23 protein-coding genes are annotated in these 20,391 nt (G+C 40.5%); 22 read left to right on the forward strand and 1 reads right to left on the reverse strand.

Annotated features, from left to right (window positions below):
* Window positions 1-46: 46 nt before the first annotated feature.
* From BGM23_RS08915 to BGM23_RS08990, 16 genes are all read left to right on the forward strand, one after another.
* Window positions 47-235, forward strand: coding sequence for a hypothetical protein (locus BGM23_RS08915; RefSeq protein WP_032722176.1), 189 nt, complete (start codon window positions 47-49; stop codon window positions 233-235).
* A gap of 523 nt (window positions 236-758) precedes the next feature.
* Window positions 759-1,478, forward strand: a complete 720-nt coding sequence (gene terS, locus BGM23_RS08920) for a phage terminase small subunit (protein ID WP_053581899.1) — start codon at window positions 759-761, stop codon at window positions 1,476-1,478.
* Window positions 1,471-2,766: a PBSX family phage terminase large subunit gene (locus BGM23_RS08925; protein ID WP_015714325.1), complete on the forward strand. Its 1,296-nt coding sequence runs from the start codon at window positions 1,471-1,473 to the stop codon at window positions 2,764-2,766. The genes terS and BGM23_RS08925 overlap by 8 nt, the downstream gene beginning before the upstream one ends.
* A gap of 3 nt (window positions 2,767-2,769) precedes the next feature.
* Window positions 2,770-4,302 (forward strand): phage portal protein, encoded by a 1,533-nt coding sequence (locus BGM23_RS08930; RefSeq protein WP_015714324.1) that lies wholly within the window; start codon window positions 2,770-2,772, stop codon window positions 4,300-4,302.
* Window positions 4,299-5,216 carry a phage minor head protein gene (locus tag BGM23_RS08935; protein WP_015714323.1) on the forward strand — a complete coding sequence of 306 codons (918 nt, stop codon included), beginning with the start codon at window positions 4,299-4,301 and terminating at the stop codon, window positions 5,214-5,216. The genes BGM23_RS08930 and BGM23_RS08935 overlap by 4 nt, the downstream gene beginning before the upstream one ends.
* Before the next feature lie 42 nt (window positions 5,217-5,258).
* A complete protein-coding gene (locus BGM23_RS08940; RefSeq protein WP_015714322.1) occupies window positions 5,259-5,825 on the forward strand; it encodes a hypothetical protein in 567 nt (188 codons plus the stop codon).
* Between the two features lie 5 nt (window positions 5,826-5,830).
* Window positions 5,831-6,805 carry an XkdF-like putative serine protease domain-containing protein gene (locus BGM23_RS08945; RefSeq protein ID WP_015714321.1) on the forward strand — a complete coding sequence of 325 codons (975 nt, stop codon included), beginning with the start codon at window positions 5,831-5,833 and terminating at the stop codon, window positions 6,803-6,805.
* Window positions 6,806-6,823: 18 nt separating this feature from the next.
* Window positions 6,824-7,759 (forward strand): phage major capsid protein, encoded by a 936-nt coding sequence (locus BGM23_RS08950; protein ID WP_015714320.1) that lies wholly within the window; start codon window positions 6,824-6,826, stop codon window positions 7,757-7,759.
* Between the two features lie 10 nt (window positions 7,760-7,769).
* Window positions 7,770-8,081, forward strand: coding sequence for a YqbF domain-containing protein (locus BGM23_RS08955; RefSeq protein WP_015714319.1), 312 nt, complete (start codon window positions 7,770-7,772; stop codon window positions 8,079-8,081).
* A 4-nt stretch (window positions 8,082-8,085) separates the two neighbouring features.
* A complete protein-coding gene (gene yqbG, locus BGM23_RS08960) occupies window positions 8,086-8,481 on the forward strand; it encodes a protein YqbG (protein WP_015714318.1) in 396 nt (131 codons plus the stop codon).
* On the forward strand, window positions 8,478-8,840 hold the full coding sequence (locus BGM23_RS08965) for a YqbH/XkdH family protein (protein ID WP_015714317.1): 363 nt from the start codon (window positions 8,478-8,480) through the stop codon (window positions 8,838-8,840). Before yqbG ends, BGM23_RS08965 begins: the two co-directional genes overlap by 4 nt.
* On the forward strand, window positions 8,837-9,340 hold the full coding sequence (locus BGM23_RS08970) for an HK97 gp10 family phage protein (RefSeq protein WP_015714316.1): 504 nt from the start codon (window positions 8,837-8,839) through the stop codon (window positions 9,338-9,340). The genes BGM23_RS08965 and BGM23_RS08970 overlap by 4 nt, the downstream gene beginning before the upstream one ends.
* Before the next feature lie 12 nt (window positions 9,341-9,352).
* Window positions 9,353-9,790 (forward strand): phage tail terminator family protein, encoded by a 438-nt coding sequence (locus BGM23_RS08975; RefSeq protein ID WP_015714315.1) that lies wholly within the window; start codon window positions 9,353-9,355, stop codon window positions 9,788-9,790.
* Window positions 9,787-9,978 carry a YqzN/YkzM domain-containing protein gene (locus BGM23_RS08980; protein ID WP_032679171.1) on the forward strand — a complete coding sequence of 64 codons (192 nt, stop codon included), beginning with the start codon at window positions 9,787-9,789 and terminating at the stop codon, window positions 9,976-9,978. The genes BGM23_RS08975 and BGM23_RS08980 overlap by 4 nt, the downstream gene beginning before the upstream one ends.
* Window positions 9,979-11,379, forward strand: a complete 1,401-nt coding sequence (locus tag BGM23_RS08985) for a phage tail sheath family protein (RefSeq protein ID WP_015714313.1) — start codon at window positions 9,979-9,981, stop codon at window positions 11,377-11,379.
* 2 nt (window positions 11,380-11,381) lie between these two features.
* Window positions 11,382-11,825, forward strand: a complete 444-nt coding sequence (locus BGM23_RS08990) for a phage tail tube protein (RefSeq protein ID WP_015714312.1) — start codon at window positions 11,382-11,384, stop codon at window positions 11,823-11,825.
* Window positions 11,826-12,196: 371 nt separating this feature from the next.
* On the opposite strand, the gene bsrH is transcribed toward BGM23_RS08990, so the two are convergent.
* Window positions 12,197-12,286 carry a type I toxin-antitoxin system toxin BsrH gene (gene bsrH, locus BGM23_RS21375; protein ID WP_074794433.1) on the reverse strand — a complete coding sequence of 30 codons (90 nt, stop codon included), beginning with the start codon at window positions 12,284-12,286 and terminating at the stop codon, window positions 12,197-12,199.
* Between the two features lie 807 nt (window positions 12,287-13,093).
* Between bsrH and BGM23_RS09000 the strand changes: the two genes are divergently transcribed.
* From BGM23_RS09000 to BGM23_RS09025, 6 genes are read left to right on the forward strand one after another with little or no spacing between them, the layout of a single operon-like run.
* On the forward strand, window positions 13,094-13,543 hold the full coding sequence (locus tag BGM23_RS09000; protein ID WP_003229933.1) for a phage tail assembly chaperone: 450 nt from the start codon (window positions 13,094-13,096) through the stop codon (window positions 13,541-13,543).
* A gap of 41 nt (window positions 13,544-13,584) precedes the next feature.
* Window positions 13,585-13,722, forward strand: coding sequence for a hypothetical protein (locus BGM23_RS09005; RefSeq protein ID WP_021480099.1), 138 nt, complete (start codon window positions 13,585-13,587; stop codon window positions 13,720-13,722).
* Window positions 13,723-13,724: 2 nt separating this feature from the next.
* The gene (locus tag BGM23_RS09010; RefSeq protein ID WP_029727093.1) at window positions 13,725-18,482 is read left to right on the forward strand and encodes a phage tail tape measure protein; all 4,758 of its coding nucleotides are present in this window, start codon (window positions 13,725-13,727) and stop codon (window positions 18,480-18,482) included.
* The gene (locus BGM23_RS09015) at window positions 18,475-19,134 is read left to right on the forward strand and encodes a LysM peptidoglycan-binding domain-containing protein (protein WP_004398548.1); all 660 of its coding nucleotides are present in this window, start codon (window positions 18,475-18,477) and stop codon (window positions 19,132-19,134) included. Before BGM23_RS09010 ends, BGM23_RS09015 begins: the two co-directional genes overlap by 8 nt.
* Window positions 19,135-19,146: 12 nt before the next feature.
* Window positions 19,147-20,127 carry an XkdQ/YqbQ family protein gene (locus BGM23_RS09020; RefSeq protein WP_004398524.1) on the forward strand — a complete coding sequence of 327 codons (981 nt, stop codon included), beginning with the start codon at window positions 19,147-19,149 and terminating at the stop codon, window positions 20,125-20,127.
* Window positions 20,124-20,387, forward strand: a complete 264-nt coding sequence (locus tag BGM23_RS09025; protein WP_003229938.1) for a DUF2577 family protein — start codon at window positions 20,124-20,126, stop codon at window positions 20,385-20,387. Before BGM23_RS09020 ends, BGM23_RS09025 begins: the two co-directional genes overlap by 4 nt.
* Window positions 20,388-20,391 lie beyond the last annotated feature (4 nt).

Genomic DNA, 20,391 nt, shown 5'->3' on the forward strand with positions numbered 1-20,391 from the left:
CATTTAAAGACCTCTTGCCCGATAATAAAGCAAGAGGTGAAAGATTATGAAATTTGAGGTTGTTTTTTGGTTTGATAATGAAAATGTAAGAACAGCTAAAGTAATTGCCGAATCTGAAAAAGCACTTATAAAAGAATTGCAAGAATGTGAACATTGGTATGAGTTTGAAGATGGTAAGCGTATTGCGAATGTAAACATGCGACTTGTAACGCAATTTGATGTGAAAAAAAGATAAAACTAATTAAAAAAGAGTATCCCTCGGGATGCTCTTTTAATTTGCGATGTAACCATGTCCTTTATCTTAGAAGAGATTATTTGCGACTAACAGCCTCTGAGTAATGGCTTAGCTTAGAGAGGATATGATTAATGAAACCTAGAACTTATTATAAACGTATCAATATTAGCAGTACCGATGAAGGCAGCTAATTAAGCAGGTTACTTAAATTAATATTTATAGAAAAGAGGTAATAAAGTGGATTGGTCTTGGTGGGTCGCGATAATTATTGCATTGGCAGTTGTATTTGGTTTTTTTGATAATAAACATAAAAAAAAGAAAGGAAAAAAATAAATTATCTTATTAGGCTATTAGATGATCAAGATTATCGAAAAATAGAACTGTAATAGGTTCTTTAAGTGCGAGAAAAAGTACCATATGCGCTCTCCTACATGGGGGAGCTTTTATTTTTTTGCTGGTTATATTTATTCCAGCACATTGATTTCAAAACAACTCAATTCAAAGGAGGCGGCGGTGGATGTAGATGATTGAAAAGCACATACAGGGGTATAAAGATTACGTTAAAGGTATGAAATACAAGGATCTTGCCGAGAAGTACGGAGTGTCAGTGAACACCATTAAATCGTGGAAACAGCGGCATGGTTGGCAAAGAAAAAAGGGTGCACCCTCCAAGAAAAGTGTGCACACAAAAAAAGTAGGTGCACCACTCGGTAACAAAAATGCTTTAGGGAATAAGGGTGGTGCACCAAATGGAAATCAAAACGCTGTGATACATGGATTCTTCTCAAAGTTCCTGCCAAAAGAAACACTAACCATCATGGAAGAGATTCAGGAGCGCTCACCTGTCGATATGATATGGGACCAAATACAGATCCAATATGCCGCGATTATTAGAGCGCAAAAGATCATGTTCGTTTCTGATAAGGAAGAAATGATTAAAGAATTGAAAAAGAAAAAGTCTGTCCTATCTGAGACAAACGAAGTTGAAGAGGAAGAGTATGAATTCCAATTTTCTTGGGATCGTCATGCAACGTTCTTAAATGCTCAATCTCGGGCAATGGCGGAGCTCAGGAATCTAATTAAACAGTTTGATGAATTAGCTCATGCAGAAGACGAACGACGCCTTAAATTGGAGCATATGTGTTTAAATATCAACAAGAAAAAATTAGAGATTGAAGAACTTACAGAAGAAGATAAACCTTTTGAAATCACCATTGTGAACAAAGGTGATGACAGTGATTAAACAAGTAAATCCACATTTTAAAGAATTTCTCTTTGACTGGAATCAAAAGTTTCAGTTTCTTGTTGGTGGTTATGGATCATCCAAAAGTTATCATGTTGCTTTGAAGATTATTCTGAAATTGCTTAAAGAAAAACGGACTGCTCTTGTTATCAGAGAAGTGTACGACACACATAGGGACTCCACATTTTCTCTTTTTGATGAACTTGTAAGTGATCTGAAATTAGATCATATCGTTAGGTGTGTATCTTCTCCTATGCAGATTCGATTTTCAAATGGCAGTCGCATCATCTTTAAAGGGATGGATAAGCCAGCCAAACTGAAATCAATCAATAATATTTCGCTTATTTGGATTGAGGAATGTTCAGAAGTGAAGTATGAGGGATTCAAGGAGCTGTTAGGACGTCTTCGTCACCCGACATTGCCGCTTCACATGATACTTTCAACAAATCCAGTTGGAGAAGATAATTGGACTTTTAAACATTTCTTTAAAGATGATCGAGAGAAACGATTTGTACTGGATGATAAGGAGCTTTATGAAAAGCGGATAATCGTTAGCAACGACACCTATTATCATCACTCAACGGCGGATGATAATCTTTTTCTGCCAGAAAGCTATGTCCAGCAACTTGAAGAATTGAAGGAATATGACCCTGACCTTTACCGAATTGCGCGGAAAGGTCATTTTGGCGTGAATGGAATTCGGGTACTACCGCAGTTTGAAGAATGGCCTCATGAAGAGGTTTTGAAGGCTATTGCTGATATTAACCGCCCTCTTAAACGAGTTGGCATGGACTTTGGTTTTGTTGAGTCGTATAACGCCGTCGTTAGGGTTGCTGTTGATCCTGAAAAGAAATACCTCTATATCTACTGGGAGTATTACAAAAATGGATTGACTGACGATAAGACAGCCGAAGAACTCAAGGAATTTGTAGAGACTAAAGAGTTAATCAAATCGGATTCAGCAGAGCCCAAAACAATACGTTTCTTTCAGCAACACGGTTTCAATATGGTGGGTGCCCGTAAGTACCAAGGATCACGTCTCCAATACACAAAGAAGATCAAACGGTTCAAGAAGATCATTTGCTCTGACAGTTGCGAGAACACGATTTATGAACTTAAACCGCTCACTTATGCTACTGATAAGCTGGGGAACATCATAGAAGATGAGTTCACCATAGACCCGCATACACTGTCAGCTATTTGGTACGCTCTCGATGATTATGAGGTAACCGATTTGAAAGAAGAATCTAAAGGTAGACCGCAAAGATCAAGACCAGGAAGGAGGTAAAGCATGTCAAAACAATCTGTTAAAGCACGAGTGATCAAAGCTTCTCCACCTACTGAATCAACGAAACAAATTTATGAAGATGAATTTGCGGACAGCTATGACAGCAATATTTTGCCGCCTCCGTATAACCTTAAAGAATTAAAGATGATTGCTGAGTATTCAACGATATTGCAGCAATGTGTTGATGCCTACAGGACAAATATTGTGGGTTTTGGTTTTGATTTTGAGTATTCGTTTGATGTCAATTCTCCAGATGTGACAAATGAAGAAAAAACAGAAGCTGAAAGTGAATGGACTAAGCTTGAAGAGTTCGTTAAATATCTTCACTTTGATGAGTCAGCAGAGACTTTACTCGGCTTTGTTATTGAAGACCGAGAAAAGACAGGAAATGGCTTTATCGAAGTGATTCGAAACGGTGAAAATAAGCCAGCTGGTATTGAATATATGGACGTTCAAAATGTTCGGGTTTGCAAACTGTCTGAACCAATCGAAGTTGATTTTACATACTTCGAACAAGGACAAATGAAATCAATCAAAAGAGAAAAACGATTTCGTAAGTATGTTCAGATGATTGACGGCCGTATGGTTTACTTTAAAGAGTATGGGGACCCACGCACTTTAAATCTGGAGTCAGGTCAATATGATGAGCAGACTCCATTCGAGAAACAAGCTAATGAAGTAGTTCATTTCAAGATAGGAAGCGGTACTTATGGTAAGCCCAGATGGATTGGCCATATTGTTAATTTGTATGGTGCTCGTAAAGCTGAAGAGCTGAACTTCATGTACTTCAAGCAAGGTAGACATATTCCCGCAGCCATTACAATTGAAAATGGTATGTTGTCAGAGGACTCATATACACAATTGCAGGATTATATGAATGGTCTTGAAGGAGTGGAGAACGCACATAAGTTTCTTTTACTTGAAGCGGAAGGCATAGCGAAGGGGAAAAACATTCATGGTGATGAAGAGATTGCTCCAGTAAAAGTTGATATTAAATCACTTGCTGAAATCCTTCAAGAAGATGCTTTGTTTCTTGAATATGACCAAAAGAGCCGAGATAAAATTAGATCGGCTTTTCGTTTGCCTCCACTTTATACTGGTGAAGCTCAAGATTACAACAGAGCGACTGCAGATACAGCAAGAAAGATTACTGAGGAACAGGTCTTTCAGCCTGAACGAAAGTTGATCACAGGTAAACTGAATGCTTTATTTCTAAATGATCTTGAAATTCATAAGGTTCGTCTTATGTTGAAAGGGCCAGACTTTAGAGATCCTTTAGAAATTGCTAAGGTTCTAACACCGTTTATAACAGCAGGTGCAGTTTCTCCGAATGATCTACGTGATTTGGCTGGCCGAGTACTCGGTAAGACACTTGAAGAATGGCCAGAAGAAGAATACAACAGGCCGCTTGGTAAAACTAACGAGTCGTCCGCTTCCGATTCTTTGGCTGCGCTGTTTAAATCTAAGAACGGTACTCCTGATATGATCGGGTTATTAAAAGATATGCGGGATGTTCTGGAGGATTTGAAGAGATGAACAAAGCGGATAAGCTATTGGACAGTTTGAACGCATTTATTCAAAAAGCCAAGGAAAATCAGTATAAACAATTGGGGGAGATGGTACCTGACTTTCCTGGCAAATCTAATATACCCAAGTATGTGGAGGAATATGAAAAAGGCATCGCTAGATTACTCAGGCGCCAGCGTAAGAAGTTTTTAGATGGTGTGAATGGTTTTATAGGCAAAGACTCAAAAGAGACGCTAGAAGCCCTTCTAGTGTTTTTTACGCAGAACCTATTTGCCGAGGACGACTTTGAGGAAGAATTTCAGGAACTTACCGAAGGATTCCTGCAACAGACTATTGAAGAGCTGGCTGAAGTAATCATGGATTCTATAGATCCAGAAGTGCCTTTTAAAGTCTTATCTACCCGTACAGTTAATTGGATTAAGGATTGGTCAAAGAAGTTGGCTGGGATCATGAAGCTGAATACTCATGAAGCAGTGGAAAACGTACTGACTGATGCTATCGAGAAGGGATTATCTATACAGGACATTGAATTGACTCTCAAAGACATGCTGCAATTTGATAGGGACCGGGCACGTACTACGGCCATCACTGAAGTGCTTGCTGCTTCCTCTGCCGCGCAGCATGAATCATATGCACAATCGCCAGCAGTAAAGAAAAAGAAGTGGCGGCACAGCGGAGGGAAGAAGAACAATCTTCGTGAAAATCACATCGATCTTGACGGCACAGTCATTGGAGTGGATGAAGAATTTCATATACCAGGTAGCGGAGAGACCTGCATGTTTCCACGAGATCCTAAACTATCGGCAGGGGAACGGGTAAATTGCCATTGTGTTCTATCGCCTGTGGTAGATAACGAGATTTTGGGATTGTCAGCAGATGAAAAAGAAGAGATTCGAAGAGAAGCCTTAGCAAACATGGAATAAAATTGTATAATTTCCTCATTACTTTAAGAAATGAGGGAAGTCATGAGCTGGCTAGAGTTTTTTTCTACGATTTTTAATTCTTGGCCTATTGCAATTGTGATTATCGTAATTCTTTTGAGAAAGACACTTATGTCTAAACTGGGTAAATTATTGAGTTTAACCTATAAAGATATAAATATTAATTTCCAAGAAGAATTAGAAAAGGTCAGTAAATCACTGGGTGAATCTGAAAGTGACTCTGATTCTGAAGATGAGAATGTACTAGAAAAAGCACGTGAAGAAGTGGAATTTATTACTGATATAGCAGAGCTTTCTCCGTCGGCGGGTATTATAGCTTCCTGGGTCAGTTTCGAGACGACAATAGACGGATTAATAGAGTCAAAGGGTGTAATACCTGAGGGGTTAAGCTGGTCTGAGAAAAAAAGAGCTTTAGAAAAATTATATAAAATCGATTTAAACATTTACAATTCAATAAATCATTTAAGGAAATTCATGTTGGATGTTAATCATTACTCAAAAAAGGCAGATGATTCATTAAGTTTGATAGAAGCTATAGATTACTATGAACTAATTTTAAAAACATCTAAGAAAATTATTGAAAGGAGGTGAACAATATGCCAAGAGAATTGGTAAACGCAAAAATCACACACGTTTCCTACGTAGACAAGGCTGCTAATCAAAAGCAGTTCTTTTTTATGAAATCAGAAAAACAGCCAGACTTTCAAAAGGAAGTCGAGGTCCTTACGAAAGAAGCGGACGAGCAAAAACTTGTGTACGGTATTGTATATGAACCAGACACAGTGGACGCTCACGGAGATTTCATGACAGCGGCAGAAATCGAAAAAGCCGCTCATGGATTCCTGAAAGATGCCCGAGAAATTGACAAGCAGCATGATTTTCAAGGCGGCGTTGGTGAAGTGGTGGAATCCTATGTCGCGCCTGCAGACTTTGAAATGAATGGGGAAACCATCAAAAAAGGATCATGGGTCCTTGTGACGAAGGCTTCCGAGGAAGTATGGGAGCAAATCAAAAAAGGTGAAATTACCGGTTATTCAATGGCAGGGACTGCTGAGACAATTGAAAAACAAGAAGAAAAGCCCGTTTCTCAAGATAAAACAGATGAGAAAGGGCTTTTTAATTTGCTCAAAAACTTTTTTGTTGGAAAACAACAGCAATCTTATGAAGAGCCAGTTACAAAGGCGGGCAGAAAGTTTTCCGCTTCAAACCTACAAGAAATTAAAAATGCTCATACTGCTCTGGGAAATTTACTGAGCCAAGTGGAAACAGAAGAGGGGGAAGAAGAAATGACTTCGGAGGAAGTAACGAAATCCATTCAAGAAGCATTAGAGCCAATTAAGAAACGGCTCGAGACATTAGAAAAAGAGGAAGAGCTTAAAAAGAAAGATAAAGAAAAAATAGAAGAAGATGCTGAAAAGGAGGGCGAGAAGTTGAAAAAAGCAATTTCAGAAGCTGTTCAACCACTCGCTGATCGTATTGAAGCAATTGAAAAAAGCCGGGGAACATCTAAGCAAACTGAAGAATCGGGTTCTGAACAAGTTCAAAAATCAATCTGGTCAGGGTTGTTTTAATGGATAAGGAGGATACGAATGAGGAATCAAGAGGTTATTAATAAAGCAGAAATGACGCTTTCTACTTTAGAGAGCGGTGGGATTATGAATCCTACTCAGGCTTCAACTTTTATTCGAATGGTACAAGATACGCCAACTATTTTAAGAGATGCGCGAGTTATTCAAATGGATCATGATACGCAAAAAATCGAGAAGATCGGTTTTGGTCAGCGTATTTTAAGGGCAGCCCAAGAGGGAGTTGCGCTAATTAAAGATCAAAAGTCAGTTCCATCAACTAGTACAGTTAACTTAAGCACAAAAGAAGTAATTGCTGAAGTTAACATCACTTATGACACACTTGAAAACAACATCGAAAAAGATGGTCTTCAAAATACAATTATGCAAATGATAGCAGAACGTGCTGCAGTTGATATTGAAGAATTGCTTGTAAATGGTGATACATCTTCGTCCGACTCATATCTTGCACAATTAGATGGCATCAGAAAACAAGCTACATCTCATATTGTCGATGCTGCAGGTGAGGAACTGACACGCCAAACGTTCAAGCGAGGATACAAAGCTGTACCTCCTAAATATTTGCGAATTCCGCAGGAGTTCCGTTTCTATACATCGCCTGGTATTGAGGTTGAATGGAAAGATCGTGTAGCGGATCGTCAAACGAACTTAGGGGATGCAGCTGTTCAAGGTGGTCTTTCTTCTGCGTTTGGTGTTCCGGTCAAAGGTATTGCGAACTTACAACCTTATACGATTGGAGAAGGAGATACAGCCACAGATGTTTCTGATATCATCCTTACTCATCCGAAGAATATTATTCTCGGATTCTCTCGTAACATTCGGATTGAAGTAGATAAGGACATCCGTCGCCGTATGTTTATCATCGTTTTGACAGCGAAATTGGATAGTGTTTTTGAAGAAGAAGACGCAGTAGCCAAGATTGTGAAAGTGAAGGAGTAGGTGGTCTGGCGTGTATACTGCAAAGCTTATTAAAGGCAAAACATACAATGTGATGGGAGTTACCTTTCGATCAGGTGTCAGTCAAACAGTATCGAAAAAACTCTATGAGTATTTAAATGAAAATCCATATTTTGTGCTAGATAAAGATCTTAAGAATCAAAAGGATGATCCGATAAATTATACTGAATCGGAATTGAAAGGTATGAATAAAGCAGAGCATGAATCCATTATTTCTAATCTTGGTGGCAATCCGTCTGACTTCAAAAACGCAGATGAAAGAATTGCCTACATCCTTAACGAAATAGATAACAAAGGGGAGTGACCTTATGCTGTTAATCACTCCCGATGAATTAAAGAGTTATTCAGTTTTTGAGTCTGTAAAGACCAGGCCTGACGAGTTGTTAAAACAGGATATACTTGAGGCAACTGCCGATATCATTCTTAAAGTTGGACATGATTTTACAGATGCAGAGTATATTCCTTTGCCTGAAACGGTTCGACTGGCCCTATTAAAGTTGTCTCAGTTTTATGCTCTTATAAATGGCGACGAGTCAATTATTAAAGGATATACAACTGAAAAAATTGGTGACTATTCATATACTCTGGGGGATGGCAGTTCTCTTCAAAAACCTGATGTGTATGCATTAATAAAAGATTATGTGAAACCGGCTGACCCTGATTTAGAAGGGATTGAAGCGAAAGTGCGGATGAGATCAATATGAGTTATCAATCCTTATTGACTCACAGATGTGACATTTACCATCTACAGGAGAAAAAAGAAAATAGACAGCAAAAATTCGGGGTGCCGGTTGAAGATGTTCAACCGGCTTTTTCGTACCCTGATGAGCCGGACATAGAAAATCAGCCGTGTTATTTTACAGAAAAGAGTCAGTCCATTATCCAACAAGAACCGAATGTAGCTATTTATCAATCATTCCTTGTGCATTTCCCTGCTACTGCTGATATTCGAGTAAATGACAGGGCGGTTTGGGATGGTACTGCTTATAAATTACAGAAGCCCCGCAAAGTCAGGAATCATCATTGGGAAGTTACGGCAGTACGGGAGGTTGAATATTTGTGAAGATCAAAGGTCTTGATCAGTTCATTCAGTCATTAAACCGTGCTTCTCGTGGAGAATTGAAAGGGAAATACGAGGAGTGGCTTGAAGCTATGGGTTTTGAGTTCCTAGACATTATTCAAGATGAAATTATCAGGACGAAGACGGTAGACACACGCCGCTTGCTTAATTCCTTTCAGAAAGGTGACCAGGGTAATATCTTTTCAATGACAAAAGGCAGCTTAAAGTTGGATGTTGGAACAAATCTGGAATACGCCTCATACGTCAATGATGGTCACTTTACTATCGATCCGTCTAAAAATCAGGATAGACGGTGGGTTCCAGGGCGGTGGAAAGGCGACCGTTTTGAGTATGACCCTGCTGAAAGAAATTCCGGAATGATGCTAAGGTTCCAGTGGATCGACGGTTCTGGTTTTTGGGATAACGCCATGGCTATTTTTCAGTTGATGTTTGAGAGAAGCCTTGAGCGGAAGCTGCAACAATGGATCGATGAAGAATTTTAAGGCGGTGCTGCCATGAATCAAGAAGTAGGTTCAATTATGGGCTATCTATACAAACTGTATCCTGTTCAAGTGTATGAAGAAGGAATACCGCAGGACTTTGCTGTTCCGTCTCTTTACTTTCCACCGGCTTCAACGGTCGATGGGGCGGACACAGTATCTACGTTTCAGAAAGCCTATGTTTTAAACGTAAAACTCTTTCACGAAAACGCACAGAAGGCTCATAATGAAGCAGAAAGGATTGCGGATACACTTAGAAGCAGAAGGGGCATAATTCCGCTTATACAAGAATCTGGCGAGGATACGGGGGATTTTATTCGCCTATCTCGAATAGAAACGCGGGTATCAGATGATTACGCCACCATTGTCTTAAACTGGACGAGCCGCTATTGGTATGAGCAGGAAGAACAGCGTTCAATTGATGGTTTTAAATTTAAAAGTGGGGTGAAATGATGGCCACTAAAAAAGAGAAAGCAGAAAATGCTTTTTATATTAAGGATTTGCGAGAGCACAGTCGAGAGCTCTTTGGGGTAAGACCCGAGGTGTTTGACGGTGCTCTTTTTCATGTTCATAAAACAAGTATTACAAAATCGGAAGCGAAGAAGTTGATTACTCAGTTTCTTCAAAAGGAGGTCAAATAGATGAACGGCGGAACATTCACACCCGGCAAGGAAAAAGAGCGTGCCGGTATTTACTTTAACTTTAAAACGACCGCGGAGAACCGTGTTTCTGCCGGAGAACGTGGAACAGTTGCGCTACCGATAGCATCCAGCTGGGGTGAGGTTAAGAAATTCATTTCTATCTCTTCAATCGAGGACTTGAATAAAAAAGTGGGGTTGAACATTGATGATCCTTCGCTGTTGCTTTTACGTGAGGCAATGAAAAAGGCAAGTACAGTCTTGCTTTATCGTCTGACGGAAGGTCTTCGTGCCTCAGCAGACATTAGCGAAGGTGTAAAAGCTACTGCTCTTTATGGCGGCACAAAGGGGAATGACATCATTATCAGTATTACAGAAAACGTTATTGACTCTTCGAAAGTTGATGTCACTACCTACCTTGATCAGTCAGAAGTGGATAAACAAACAGTGTCTAAAGCTGAAGAGCTTAAACAAAATAACTATGTCACGTTTACGGGGAAAGGGGATTTAACAGTCACTATTCCGTTAACCGGTACGGCCCCTGAAGACGTCAGCGGTGCTCTTCCGGCAACTTCCGGAATCCGCTTGTCAGGTGGAACAGACAAAACACCGACCAATGCTGATTATACAGCTTTCTTGGAAGCGGCTGAAACGGAATACTTTGACACAATTGCACTGCCTGTAGAGGATAACGAGCAATTAAAAGCAACGTTTGTTGCGTTTATCAAACGGCTGAGAGACAACCAAGGGCAAAAGGTTCAAGGTGTACTTTCAAATTACAAGGGAGACCATGAGGGTATTATCAATGTAACTGGTGGCGTCCTACTTCAAGACGGAACGGAGATCACTCCTGAAAAAGCTACTGCTTGGGTTGCAGGCGCAAGTGCGGGGGCTACATTTAATCAATCACTTACATTTGTAGAATACGAGGGAGCTGTAGATGTCCTTAACCGAATTGACAACGATGAAATCGTTGAACGATTGTCAAATGGCGAATTCTTGTTTACTTATGATTCTCGTGATAAATCAGTATCGGTTGAAAAGGACATTAATTCACTCACAAGCCTAACAGCAGAGAAAAATAAGATGTTCCAGAAAAACAAAATTGTCCGTGTACTTGATGCAATCAATAATGACCTGACATCTCAATTGAAAGCATTGATCAAGTCTCGCAAAGCAAGCGGCAGTGACGTTCCTGCTACAAATGACGGACTACAGTTTGTAAAAACGCTGATTACTCAATACTTGAGTGTTCTTCAAGATAATGGGGGCATTACTGATTTTGATTCAGAGAATGACATTACAATTGCTCTGAATAATGATCGTGACGGCTTCCTGATTGATCTAGCAGTTCAACCGGTGGATGCAGCTGAAAAGTTCTACTTTAATGTTGAGGTGAAATAGGAATGGCATTAAAAGCGCAAAACACCATTTCAGGTAAAGAGGGCAGGTTGTTTCTTGATGGAGAAGAAATGGCCCATATCAAAACGTTTGAAGCCAATGTAGAGAAAAACAAATCCGAGGTCAATATCATGGGTCGTCGGATGACGGGGCACAAAACGACCGGAGCAAATGGAACGGGAACAGCCACTTTTTATAAAGTGACTTCTCAATTTGTTCTTATTATGATGGACTATGTGAAAAAGGGAAGCGATCCTTATTTCACCTTACAAGCTGTTCTGGATGATGCTTCTTCAGGACGTGGTACTGAACGAGTCACCTTGTACGATGTAAACTTTGATTCTGCGAAAATCGCTGGGCTTGATGTTGATTCTGAAGCATTGGAAGAAGAAGTGCCGTTTACCTTTGAGGATTTTGATGTTCCTGAAAAGCTTAAGGAAACTTTTTAAGAATCAACTGTAATGCATTTCAATTCTTCTTGAAAAATTTTAGACGGAACTCGTAGAATCTAGGGAAAGCTAATGGAATCTAAGAAAATCTAGTACATTACCACTTGATAACGCTGTGGTAAAGTGGTTAAAATAGTAGTATAAATACTATTGATACTATTGGCAAAGGTATTCACGAATATCAATGTAATGCATTTCTTTTTCTTGGATTTCTGTGTATTTCTTTCATGAGAAATGCATAAAATAAAAAAGACCCGGTTGCCGCCGGGTCGGTATAAATGTTGGCCCATCAAGAGGGCTGGCTTAACAACTTCATGAAAGTATTTAGGATAGACTTTACCCTTTAACTTTGCCGAGCTCAAGGGGTGGGTCTATTTTTTCTTTATATAAGTCAACAGGGCAATTATAAATGACCCGAAAGCAAGCATAAGCATTAATGCTTGAAATGTTGACAAGTGCATCACCCCCTTTCATGAGGGAGTGAGCCAGACCGCCCTTGAGATGTTGAAAGCCAATATTCATTTATACTAAACCATATTGTACCATAACACTTTCGAAATCCTAGGAGTTTTTCATAAAAGAAATAGGGTGAAGACTTCTAAAGATAAGGCCATTTTGAGATCTGAGATAAAAAAAGTAACGAATAAAAGATACAAATAATTATATAATCAATATATATTCATGTTATAATGGTACCAAGCAAAAGTATTGCAACTACTGGTGTAAGCTTATAGTTGGTACCAATTACAACAATACAACTTGTTAACGTGTATTTCTTTCATGAGAAATGCATAAAATATAAAAGCCAGGGTGCTGCAACACTCTAGCTCTTATAAACGAAGCTACCTTTTCCTTTTAAAGCGTCTATTCGGGCGAATATTCCGTTTATATCTTTTATTCGGACTAATCACCCGTCGCGTCTGTTGACACAAACATACTTTAGACACTGCAATGTCTTTTGATTCGTTTGTGTCTTTCTTTCTAAAATATCTGTCTGCAACAACCTTTAACGCTATCGGTGCCAAAACTTGCAGAAACTGGACAGTGGTCATTGTTTTTCACCTCCTCTCAGGAGGTGTTTACATGAATTCATTATCTACCACCCTCCTTTATAGATAGGAAAAGGTAGTTTCAAGAATCTATTATACATGAATATTATGGTAAGCACATCCCCTAAATAAATTGATCATTTCAATTTGTTTGCACAGGAGAATGTGCTTTTTTTATTGCGAAAAACTTTAAATCGAATTTTGAAGGAGTTAATAAACATGAGTGAAAAACAAAACGAAAAAGTATACGATCTTTCATTCTTTATGCCAGGACAAACAATTGAAGCGGAAGAGGTAGAAGTTCCGATTTCTAAACGGTTTGTAGACAAAGAAGGCAATGTTGTTCCATTCATTTTCAAAGCAATTACGACTGAACGAATTGACGAACTTGAGAAAGAGAACACCACTTACAAAAATGTAAAAGGCCGCGGCCGTGTGAAGGAGTTGGACAGCCAACGCTTTTATGCTCGTATTGCGGTTGAAACGACTGTTTATCCGAACTTTAAAGCTAAGGAACTACGTGAGGCTTACAAAACAGAAGATCCAGTGGAAGTCGCCAAACGTGTTCTTTCAGTCGGCGGTGAGTATGCGAACTGGCTAAACAAAGCAATTGAAATCAATGGATTTGATGATGATCTCGAAGACCTTGAAGAAGCGGCAAAAAACTAGTAAAGGACGGGGACAAAGAGGCTGTATATCTTTATTACGCGATGCATGAGCTCAAATACGCCCCGTCAGAATTAAGAGAACTATATGAGGCTCCGAAAGAATTCAAGGCGCTCTTATATGGGTTAATCGGTTATAAGCTTGAGCTGTTAGAAAAAGAAGCGAAGAAGGGAGGTAATTAACTATGGCTAAACTAACAGCCACGTTTGAATTACATGATAAGATTTCCCGCAAGCTTCGAATGATACAAGGCAATGCTGAAAGACTTAAGAGGGCCGCTAATGGCCCTCTTATTTTTGAGGCTGAAGACCGGACTGAGAGAGTTATGCGGCGGATTGACCGATCGGCCAACCGTTTGACCGGACGGGCTCGATCGCTTGAAGTGGATTTAGATGATCGAGTTTCGAATGGCTTACATTCTATACGTCAGCAAGCTGAGGATCTTACCGAGGGCAGCCATGAGGTGACAGTTTCCGTAAATGATCAAGCTACACCACGTTTTCGTTTGATCCGTGGAGGTCTCTCTGATTTGAATCGCTCGCACGCTGAGCCAACTGTTTCAGTTCGTGATCATGCTTCAAACCAATTAGATGAGATCCGTCGTCATGTGTCCGATGTAGACGGCGAACATGCTGAGCCAACTGTTTCTATTAAGGATAGAGCTTCAGCGGCTCTGGATGCAATTGAAGCGAAAATAGACAGCTTGAAGGATGCTACCATTACTCTGGCAGTTGCAGGCGGTTTTTCTGCAGGTTCAATTATGGGTTCTGGTAAGAGTACAATGTCTCAGGATGCTTACGTGTCAGCAACTTCAAACGTTAATAAGAAAGATGTTGCAAGAATGACGGATCAGATCTATTTCAACAATAAAGCGGGCAGTTCTCGGGAAGAAGTCAGTTTATCTCTAAGAAACTTATCGCAACAGACAGGGGCGTCTAAAAAAGCTCTTGCTGAATTGACTGAGTCGTCAAGTAAGATTGCCCAGCTTATGAATGCTGATCAAGCTGAGGTAGATCGTGCTTTCAGTTCAATGTATAACAACTTGAAATTGTCTGGAAAACAAAGCGGAGACTTAATTGCTTATGTATATCGGAATGCCGGTGACCAAGCTGACGATTTATTGGATACGATGAATGAATACAGTTCCACCTTTAAAGACTTGAAGCTCACAGGCGGCCAGATTGCAAACGCCATGATAAAAGGAACAAAGGGTGGAGCCAGAAACTTCGATAACCTAGCCGATAGTATGCGTGAGTTTAACATCCGCCGAACCGAAATGTCTGATAGCCAAGTGGACGCATTTAAAACGCTGTTCGGAGCCAAGGAAACTAAGAAAATGTTCAAGGGCTTCAAAGATGGTTCAATAAGCGGAGAGGAAAGTTTATTTAGGGTGGCAAAAGCACTTTCTAAAGTGAAAGACAAAACAAAGCGGGCTGCTATTGCGACTGAGCTTATTGGAACACAATATGAAGACCTCAAGCAACCGATTTTAGATATGGCTGAGGGTATTGGTACAAGTGCCAAAACAAGCGGTGAATTAGAACGAAGCTTTACGAAACTTCGGGATAATAATCCGATGACACCGGTTAATGATGCCATGAGAGATTTTGAAAGCATATCTAAGGATATGGGAACTTCTCTGCTAACTGGATTAGGGCCAGCCTTTGATAAAATCAGCTCGTTCATTAACAGTAAAGAAGGTCAGGAAAAGCTTAAAGAGATCAAAAAAGATATTGCTGATCTTGGTAAGGAGATAGGTGATAAGTTAAACGTAGCCATTGAGTGGAGCGTCAACCATTGGGAAGATTTAAAAACAGCGATTAAAGTTGTGATCCCTTCTTTAATCGGGTTGATTGGTTATTTGAAAATACTACGTCCGCTGTTAAAAGGCATAGGTACTGTCGGAAGTGATGCAGCAGGCGTAATCCGAAAGCTAATTCCCAAACGTACTCCTGAAGCTGGCGCTAATACGCGAAGTGAAAGGAGGAACAGAAACAGTAATCGTAATGCCAGCACAAGGAGCAGAGAATCCAAAACTGCCACAAGTCCAACGAGTTTACCTCGAAGCGGCAGCTTAACATGTTGCTGTTGTAGCGATGGAGGTAAAAATGATCGCATTCGTAGAAGACGAGGGAAAAGAGTTTTAGGACGACGGGGTAATCTAAACCGAATGAACCCTTCTGACAGTTCAATTGTTGTGTCATCTGAACGGTTGGAGAGAAGGCGTTCCGGTAGAACTGTAGGTACTAATCCAACCGGAGGATCAAGACCAGCAATAACCACTACGAGATCGGAGCTATACTCAGCTGGTAGAGCTGCAGGCGGTACATCGAAGTTCGGGAAAGTCTTAAGTCCTCTGAAAAGTGTTGGCAAGTTTGCAAAAGGAGTCCCTCTATTAGGAACAGCGTTAGCGGCAACCGATTTAATTGGGATGAATAAAGATAATGTTGGTGAAAAGATTGGATCAGCTGGCGGTGGTCTTGCTGGAGCGGCTACAGGAGCAGCTATTGGCAGTGTTATTCCAGGAGTGGGAACAGCCATTGGTGGAATAGTTGGTGGTATAGCAGGCACCATGGGTGGTTCAAGTTTAGGTAAAGCGTTTGATGGTTCAGAAGTAAAGAAGAAACTAAACAGTACATTATTTGATCAAAAATGGTGGTCTGAAAAATGGTCCGGCATTAAGAGTAATGCGAAGACTTCTCTCAATGGGTTAAGTGATACATGGTCTCATGTAAAAGAAAAGGTGAAGTCTACTTTATTTAATAGTGAATGGTGGTCTGAGAAGTGGTCTGGTGTTAAAAGCTGGGCACAAAACAAATGGAATAGTGCATCATCTGTTTGGGAGTCCGTAAAGGGAAAAATAAAATCCACTTTGTTTAGTGAGAAGTGGTGGTCAGGTAAATGGGAAGGCGTAAAAAGTTGGGCTCAAAGTAAGTGGGACAGCGCGTCTTCTGTTTGGCAATCAGTTAAAGGAAAGCTGAAATCCACTCTATTTAGCGAGAAGTGGTGGTCAGGAAAATGGGAAAGTGTAAAAAGCTGGTCCAAAAATAAATGGGACAATGCTAAATCAATATGGAAAAGTGTTAAGAGTTCCATCTCAGAAACCCTTTTTAGTAAGAAGTGGTGGTCTGAAAAGTGGCAGAGTGTAAAGGAATTGGGAAGCAGTATTTTAGGCGGGGTAAAAGAAGTTGGTGGTAAAGTAGCTTCAAGTGCGAAAAAAACTGCTGGTAAAGCGTGGGGATATGTGAAGAGTGGCGTAAATTATTTATTTGGTTCGGGAAAAGAAAAGCCAAAGAAACATGCTACTGGTGGTTACATTACGAAGCCAACAATATCTTGGATTGGTGAAGCTGGTAAAGAATTCGTTATCCCTGTTGAGAATAATAAAGGTCGCGGCAAAATGCTCCTTTCTCAAGCTGCTTCGAAATTAGGGATGAGTGTGGTTGATGATATAGCGTCTGCTTCATCTGCAGGAGGTGAACCGGCAACTTCCCCGCTAGTCCGTAGTGCGGCGGTGACTGCTTCTGTATCTCCTATTATTGACACATCCAGTCTTGATGAACAAGCAACATCATTTGGTCAACAGTTCACGAAGAGCTTTGATCAAGGAATTAGAGATAATGTTGTTTCTATGGAAGCATGGAAACAGAAAAACGTTGGACAACCAATGAACAATTTAATCTCTTATTCTCCGAATTACGGAAAGCAAGTGGTCAATGGTTATGCTAAAGGTCAAAACAGCACTTCGACCGGTACAGATGGCTTCTTGCAGACGAAGGTTAAAATGCCATTTCAGAACACTGTTAATAAATCTTCATCATGGGGAAGCGGAACGATCAAAGGTTTTGCTTCCGGACAAAATAGCTCACAAACTGGTACTGATCAATACGTCAGCACTCATATTAACAAGCCGTTTATCCGCTCTAAAGAATCATCAAACGGATGGGGAAGCGGTATGATCGGTAATTTTGTTTCAGGCATGACTTCTAAGGCAAGTGAAGTCAATGAGGCTGCCAAGGAACTGGCGAAAAAAGTTGAGAAGGCATTTCGTGAAGAGCTGGATATTCATTCACCTTCCCGTGTCATGATGAGTCTTGGGCGTTTTGCCTCTATAGGTATTGTAAAAGGTCTGGATTCTGTTGATGTAAAAAAGTTTGCTGAAAAACAAGCAGGCTCACTAGCTGCCGCTTATTCTGGAATGGGCGCAGTAAGCGGAAATGTGAAGCAATGGCTCATGGCTGCTATCATGGCTACAAAGACACCGATGAGCTGGCTTCCAGGGCTGATGACAATTGCTCAGCATGAGTCAGGCGGTAATCCGAAGGCAATCAACTTATGGGATAGTAATGCGAAAGCAGGACATCCATCTCAGGGGCTCATGCAGACAATCCCAAGTACCTTCAACGCACACAAATTGCCGGGCATGAATAACATTCTTAACCCGATTCACAACGCTGCTGCTGCGATTGGCTATATCAAAAGCAGATATGGATCAATTAATAATGTACCAGGCATTAGAAGCATGAGACATGGAGGTCCATATGTTGGCTACGCTAACGGCGGACTTATTACCAAAGAGCAGATTGCCCGTGTCGGTGAAGGAAACAAAAGGGAATGGATCATTCCGGAGGAGCGAGGCATCCGTGGACGTTATTTATTAGCCCAAGCAGCTAAGGCACTCGGAATGGAAGTCACAGACCCATCTGAAAAAGGTCAAACTGAATTATCTTCAGGTCAGGTAACAGCTGCCACAACGGGTCGTAATCAAACAACGTTTAAAGCTGCAGGTGGCAAAGAGGTCATTATTCAGTTTAATGGCGATCAGCATTTTCACAATGACCAAGACATGAACAGTCTTGTAGCTAAGATTAAGCAGGCCCTTGTCGATGAGCTTGAACAGGATATCAACATTGGAACGAAGGGAGTCGTTGCTTTTGACTAAATCCATATATGAATTCTGGATTTCACAAGGGAAGGACAAGCTGCGGCTTCCGGTCCTTCCTGAACAAATTGATATATCCAACACAATTCAAAATGAATCAGTAAAAGTGGCTAGTTTTGGGGAGATCACTTTTATTGATAAACCGGGAGCGAAAGAAATTTCGTTCTCTTCTTTTTTTCCAAAGAAACACAGCCCGCTTGCTGAGTATAAGGGATTTCCTTCTCCTGAAAATGCTATTGCAAAGATCGAGAAATGGGTGAAATCTAAAAAGCCGGTTCAATTCTTAATTACTGGAACGAAAATTAATTTAACTTGCAGTATCGAGGTTTTTTCTTATACAGAGGGCCAAAAAGATATAGGTGATCGTGATTATGAAATAAAGCTGAAGGAATACAAAACTGCTTCGCCGCGGAAGATCAAGCAGAAGAAAAAGACGAAGAAGAAACGGCCATCTAAATCAGCTCCTAAAACATACACCGTTAAGAAAGGCGATACACTGTGGGACCTTGCCGGCAAATTTTATGGAGACAGTACAAAATGGCGCAAGATATGGAAAGTCAATAAAAAGGCTATGATCAAACGAAGCAAACGGAATATAAGACAGCCAGGACACTGGATCTTTCCTGGGCAAAAATTAAAAATACCGCAGTAAGCAGGTGATGACATGATAGAACTTTTCGTCATTAAAGAAACGGAATGGCTTGAGCTGGTAACTGAAAGTGTTTCCCTCGAAGGGCAACGGTATCAGGCGCCGCGATCGATTACGGCCAAGATCATTACGAAACAGGGAACCCATTCATATTACAGCGTATCTGAAGGGGATACAGTTTTATTTAAGTGGAAGGGCAAAGAACTGTTCCGGGGCATTGTGTTTTCTCGCAATCCGGAAGAACACTGGATGACTTTTACGGCTTATGATATGCTGCAATATTTGGTCAAGAACAAAGATGTTTATGTTTTCTCAAATCAACGTGCAGACGAGATTATAAAACGGTTGGCGCGAGATTTTCAGATTCCGACTACATCCATTGCAAATACAGGTTACACCATTAAATCATTAGTGTTTAAAGATGATACGAGCCTTTATGACATGATTCTAAAAGCCTTGAAACAAACGAAAAGCCAAACCGGAAGGAATTATCAATTATATTCTGCGAAGGGGAAGCTTGGCCTTCGCGCTTGGCCAGATCTGTCAGAAGTATGGGTGTTGGAGACGGGTGTGAACATCACCGGCTATCAATACAGCACTTCAATTAATGACACGGCCACAAAAGTAAAGCTCCGCCGGCAGAAAGACAATAAAACATACACAGCCACTGCAAGTGACAGCTCAGGGATCAGTAAATATGGTGTGCTTCAGTATGTCGAAACGGTTTCTGATAACATTAACCAGGCGCAGCTTCAGGAGCGTGCGAAAGTCAAACAGGCACAGAAAAAAGGTGTTAAAAAAGAACTCAAGAGTATTCAAGCGATTGGCATTCCGGATCTTCAGAGCGGGTTGCCCATCTATATCTCAATTCCGGAAGTCGGGGTTAAGAAAACATACTGGATCGATACAGACAAACACGAATTTAAAGGATCGACACACACGATGACCATTGATGTGGTTGAGAAAAATTCTATCCCTGATGGTGTTTCCTCATGAGATTAAGTGAAGCAATCAAACATTTGGCTGTCCGTGCAGTTGATTCTGAGTCGCCAGTGGATATTCTACCGGCTGAAGTGGTTTCCGTTTCCCCTGTTGAAATAAGGCTTAATGAAAATGACAAATTAATAATACCTGCTGATTTGATTATTGTTCCAAAGCGGCTGCGGGCCGGTGAAGAAGCATTAAATACAGGTGAGCGTGTGATGATTGTCTCCTTAAAAGGCGGGCAATCATTTTTTATTCTCGACAAAATATAGGAGG

The sequence above is a fragment of the Bacillus sp. FJAT-14266 genome (assembly GCF_001719225.1).
GTDB lineage: Bacteria > Bacillota > Bacilli > Bacillales > Bacillaceae > Bacillus > Bacillus subtilis.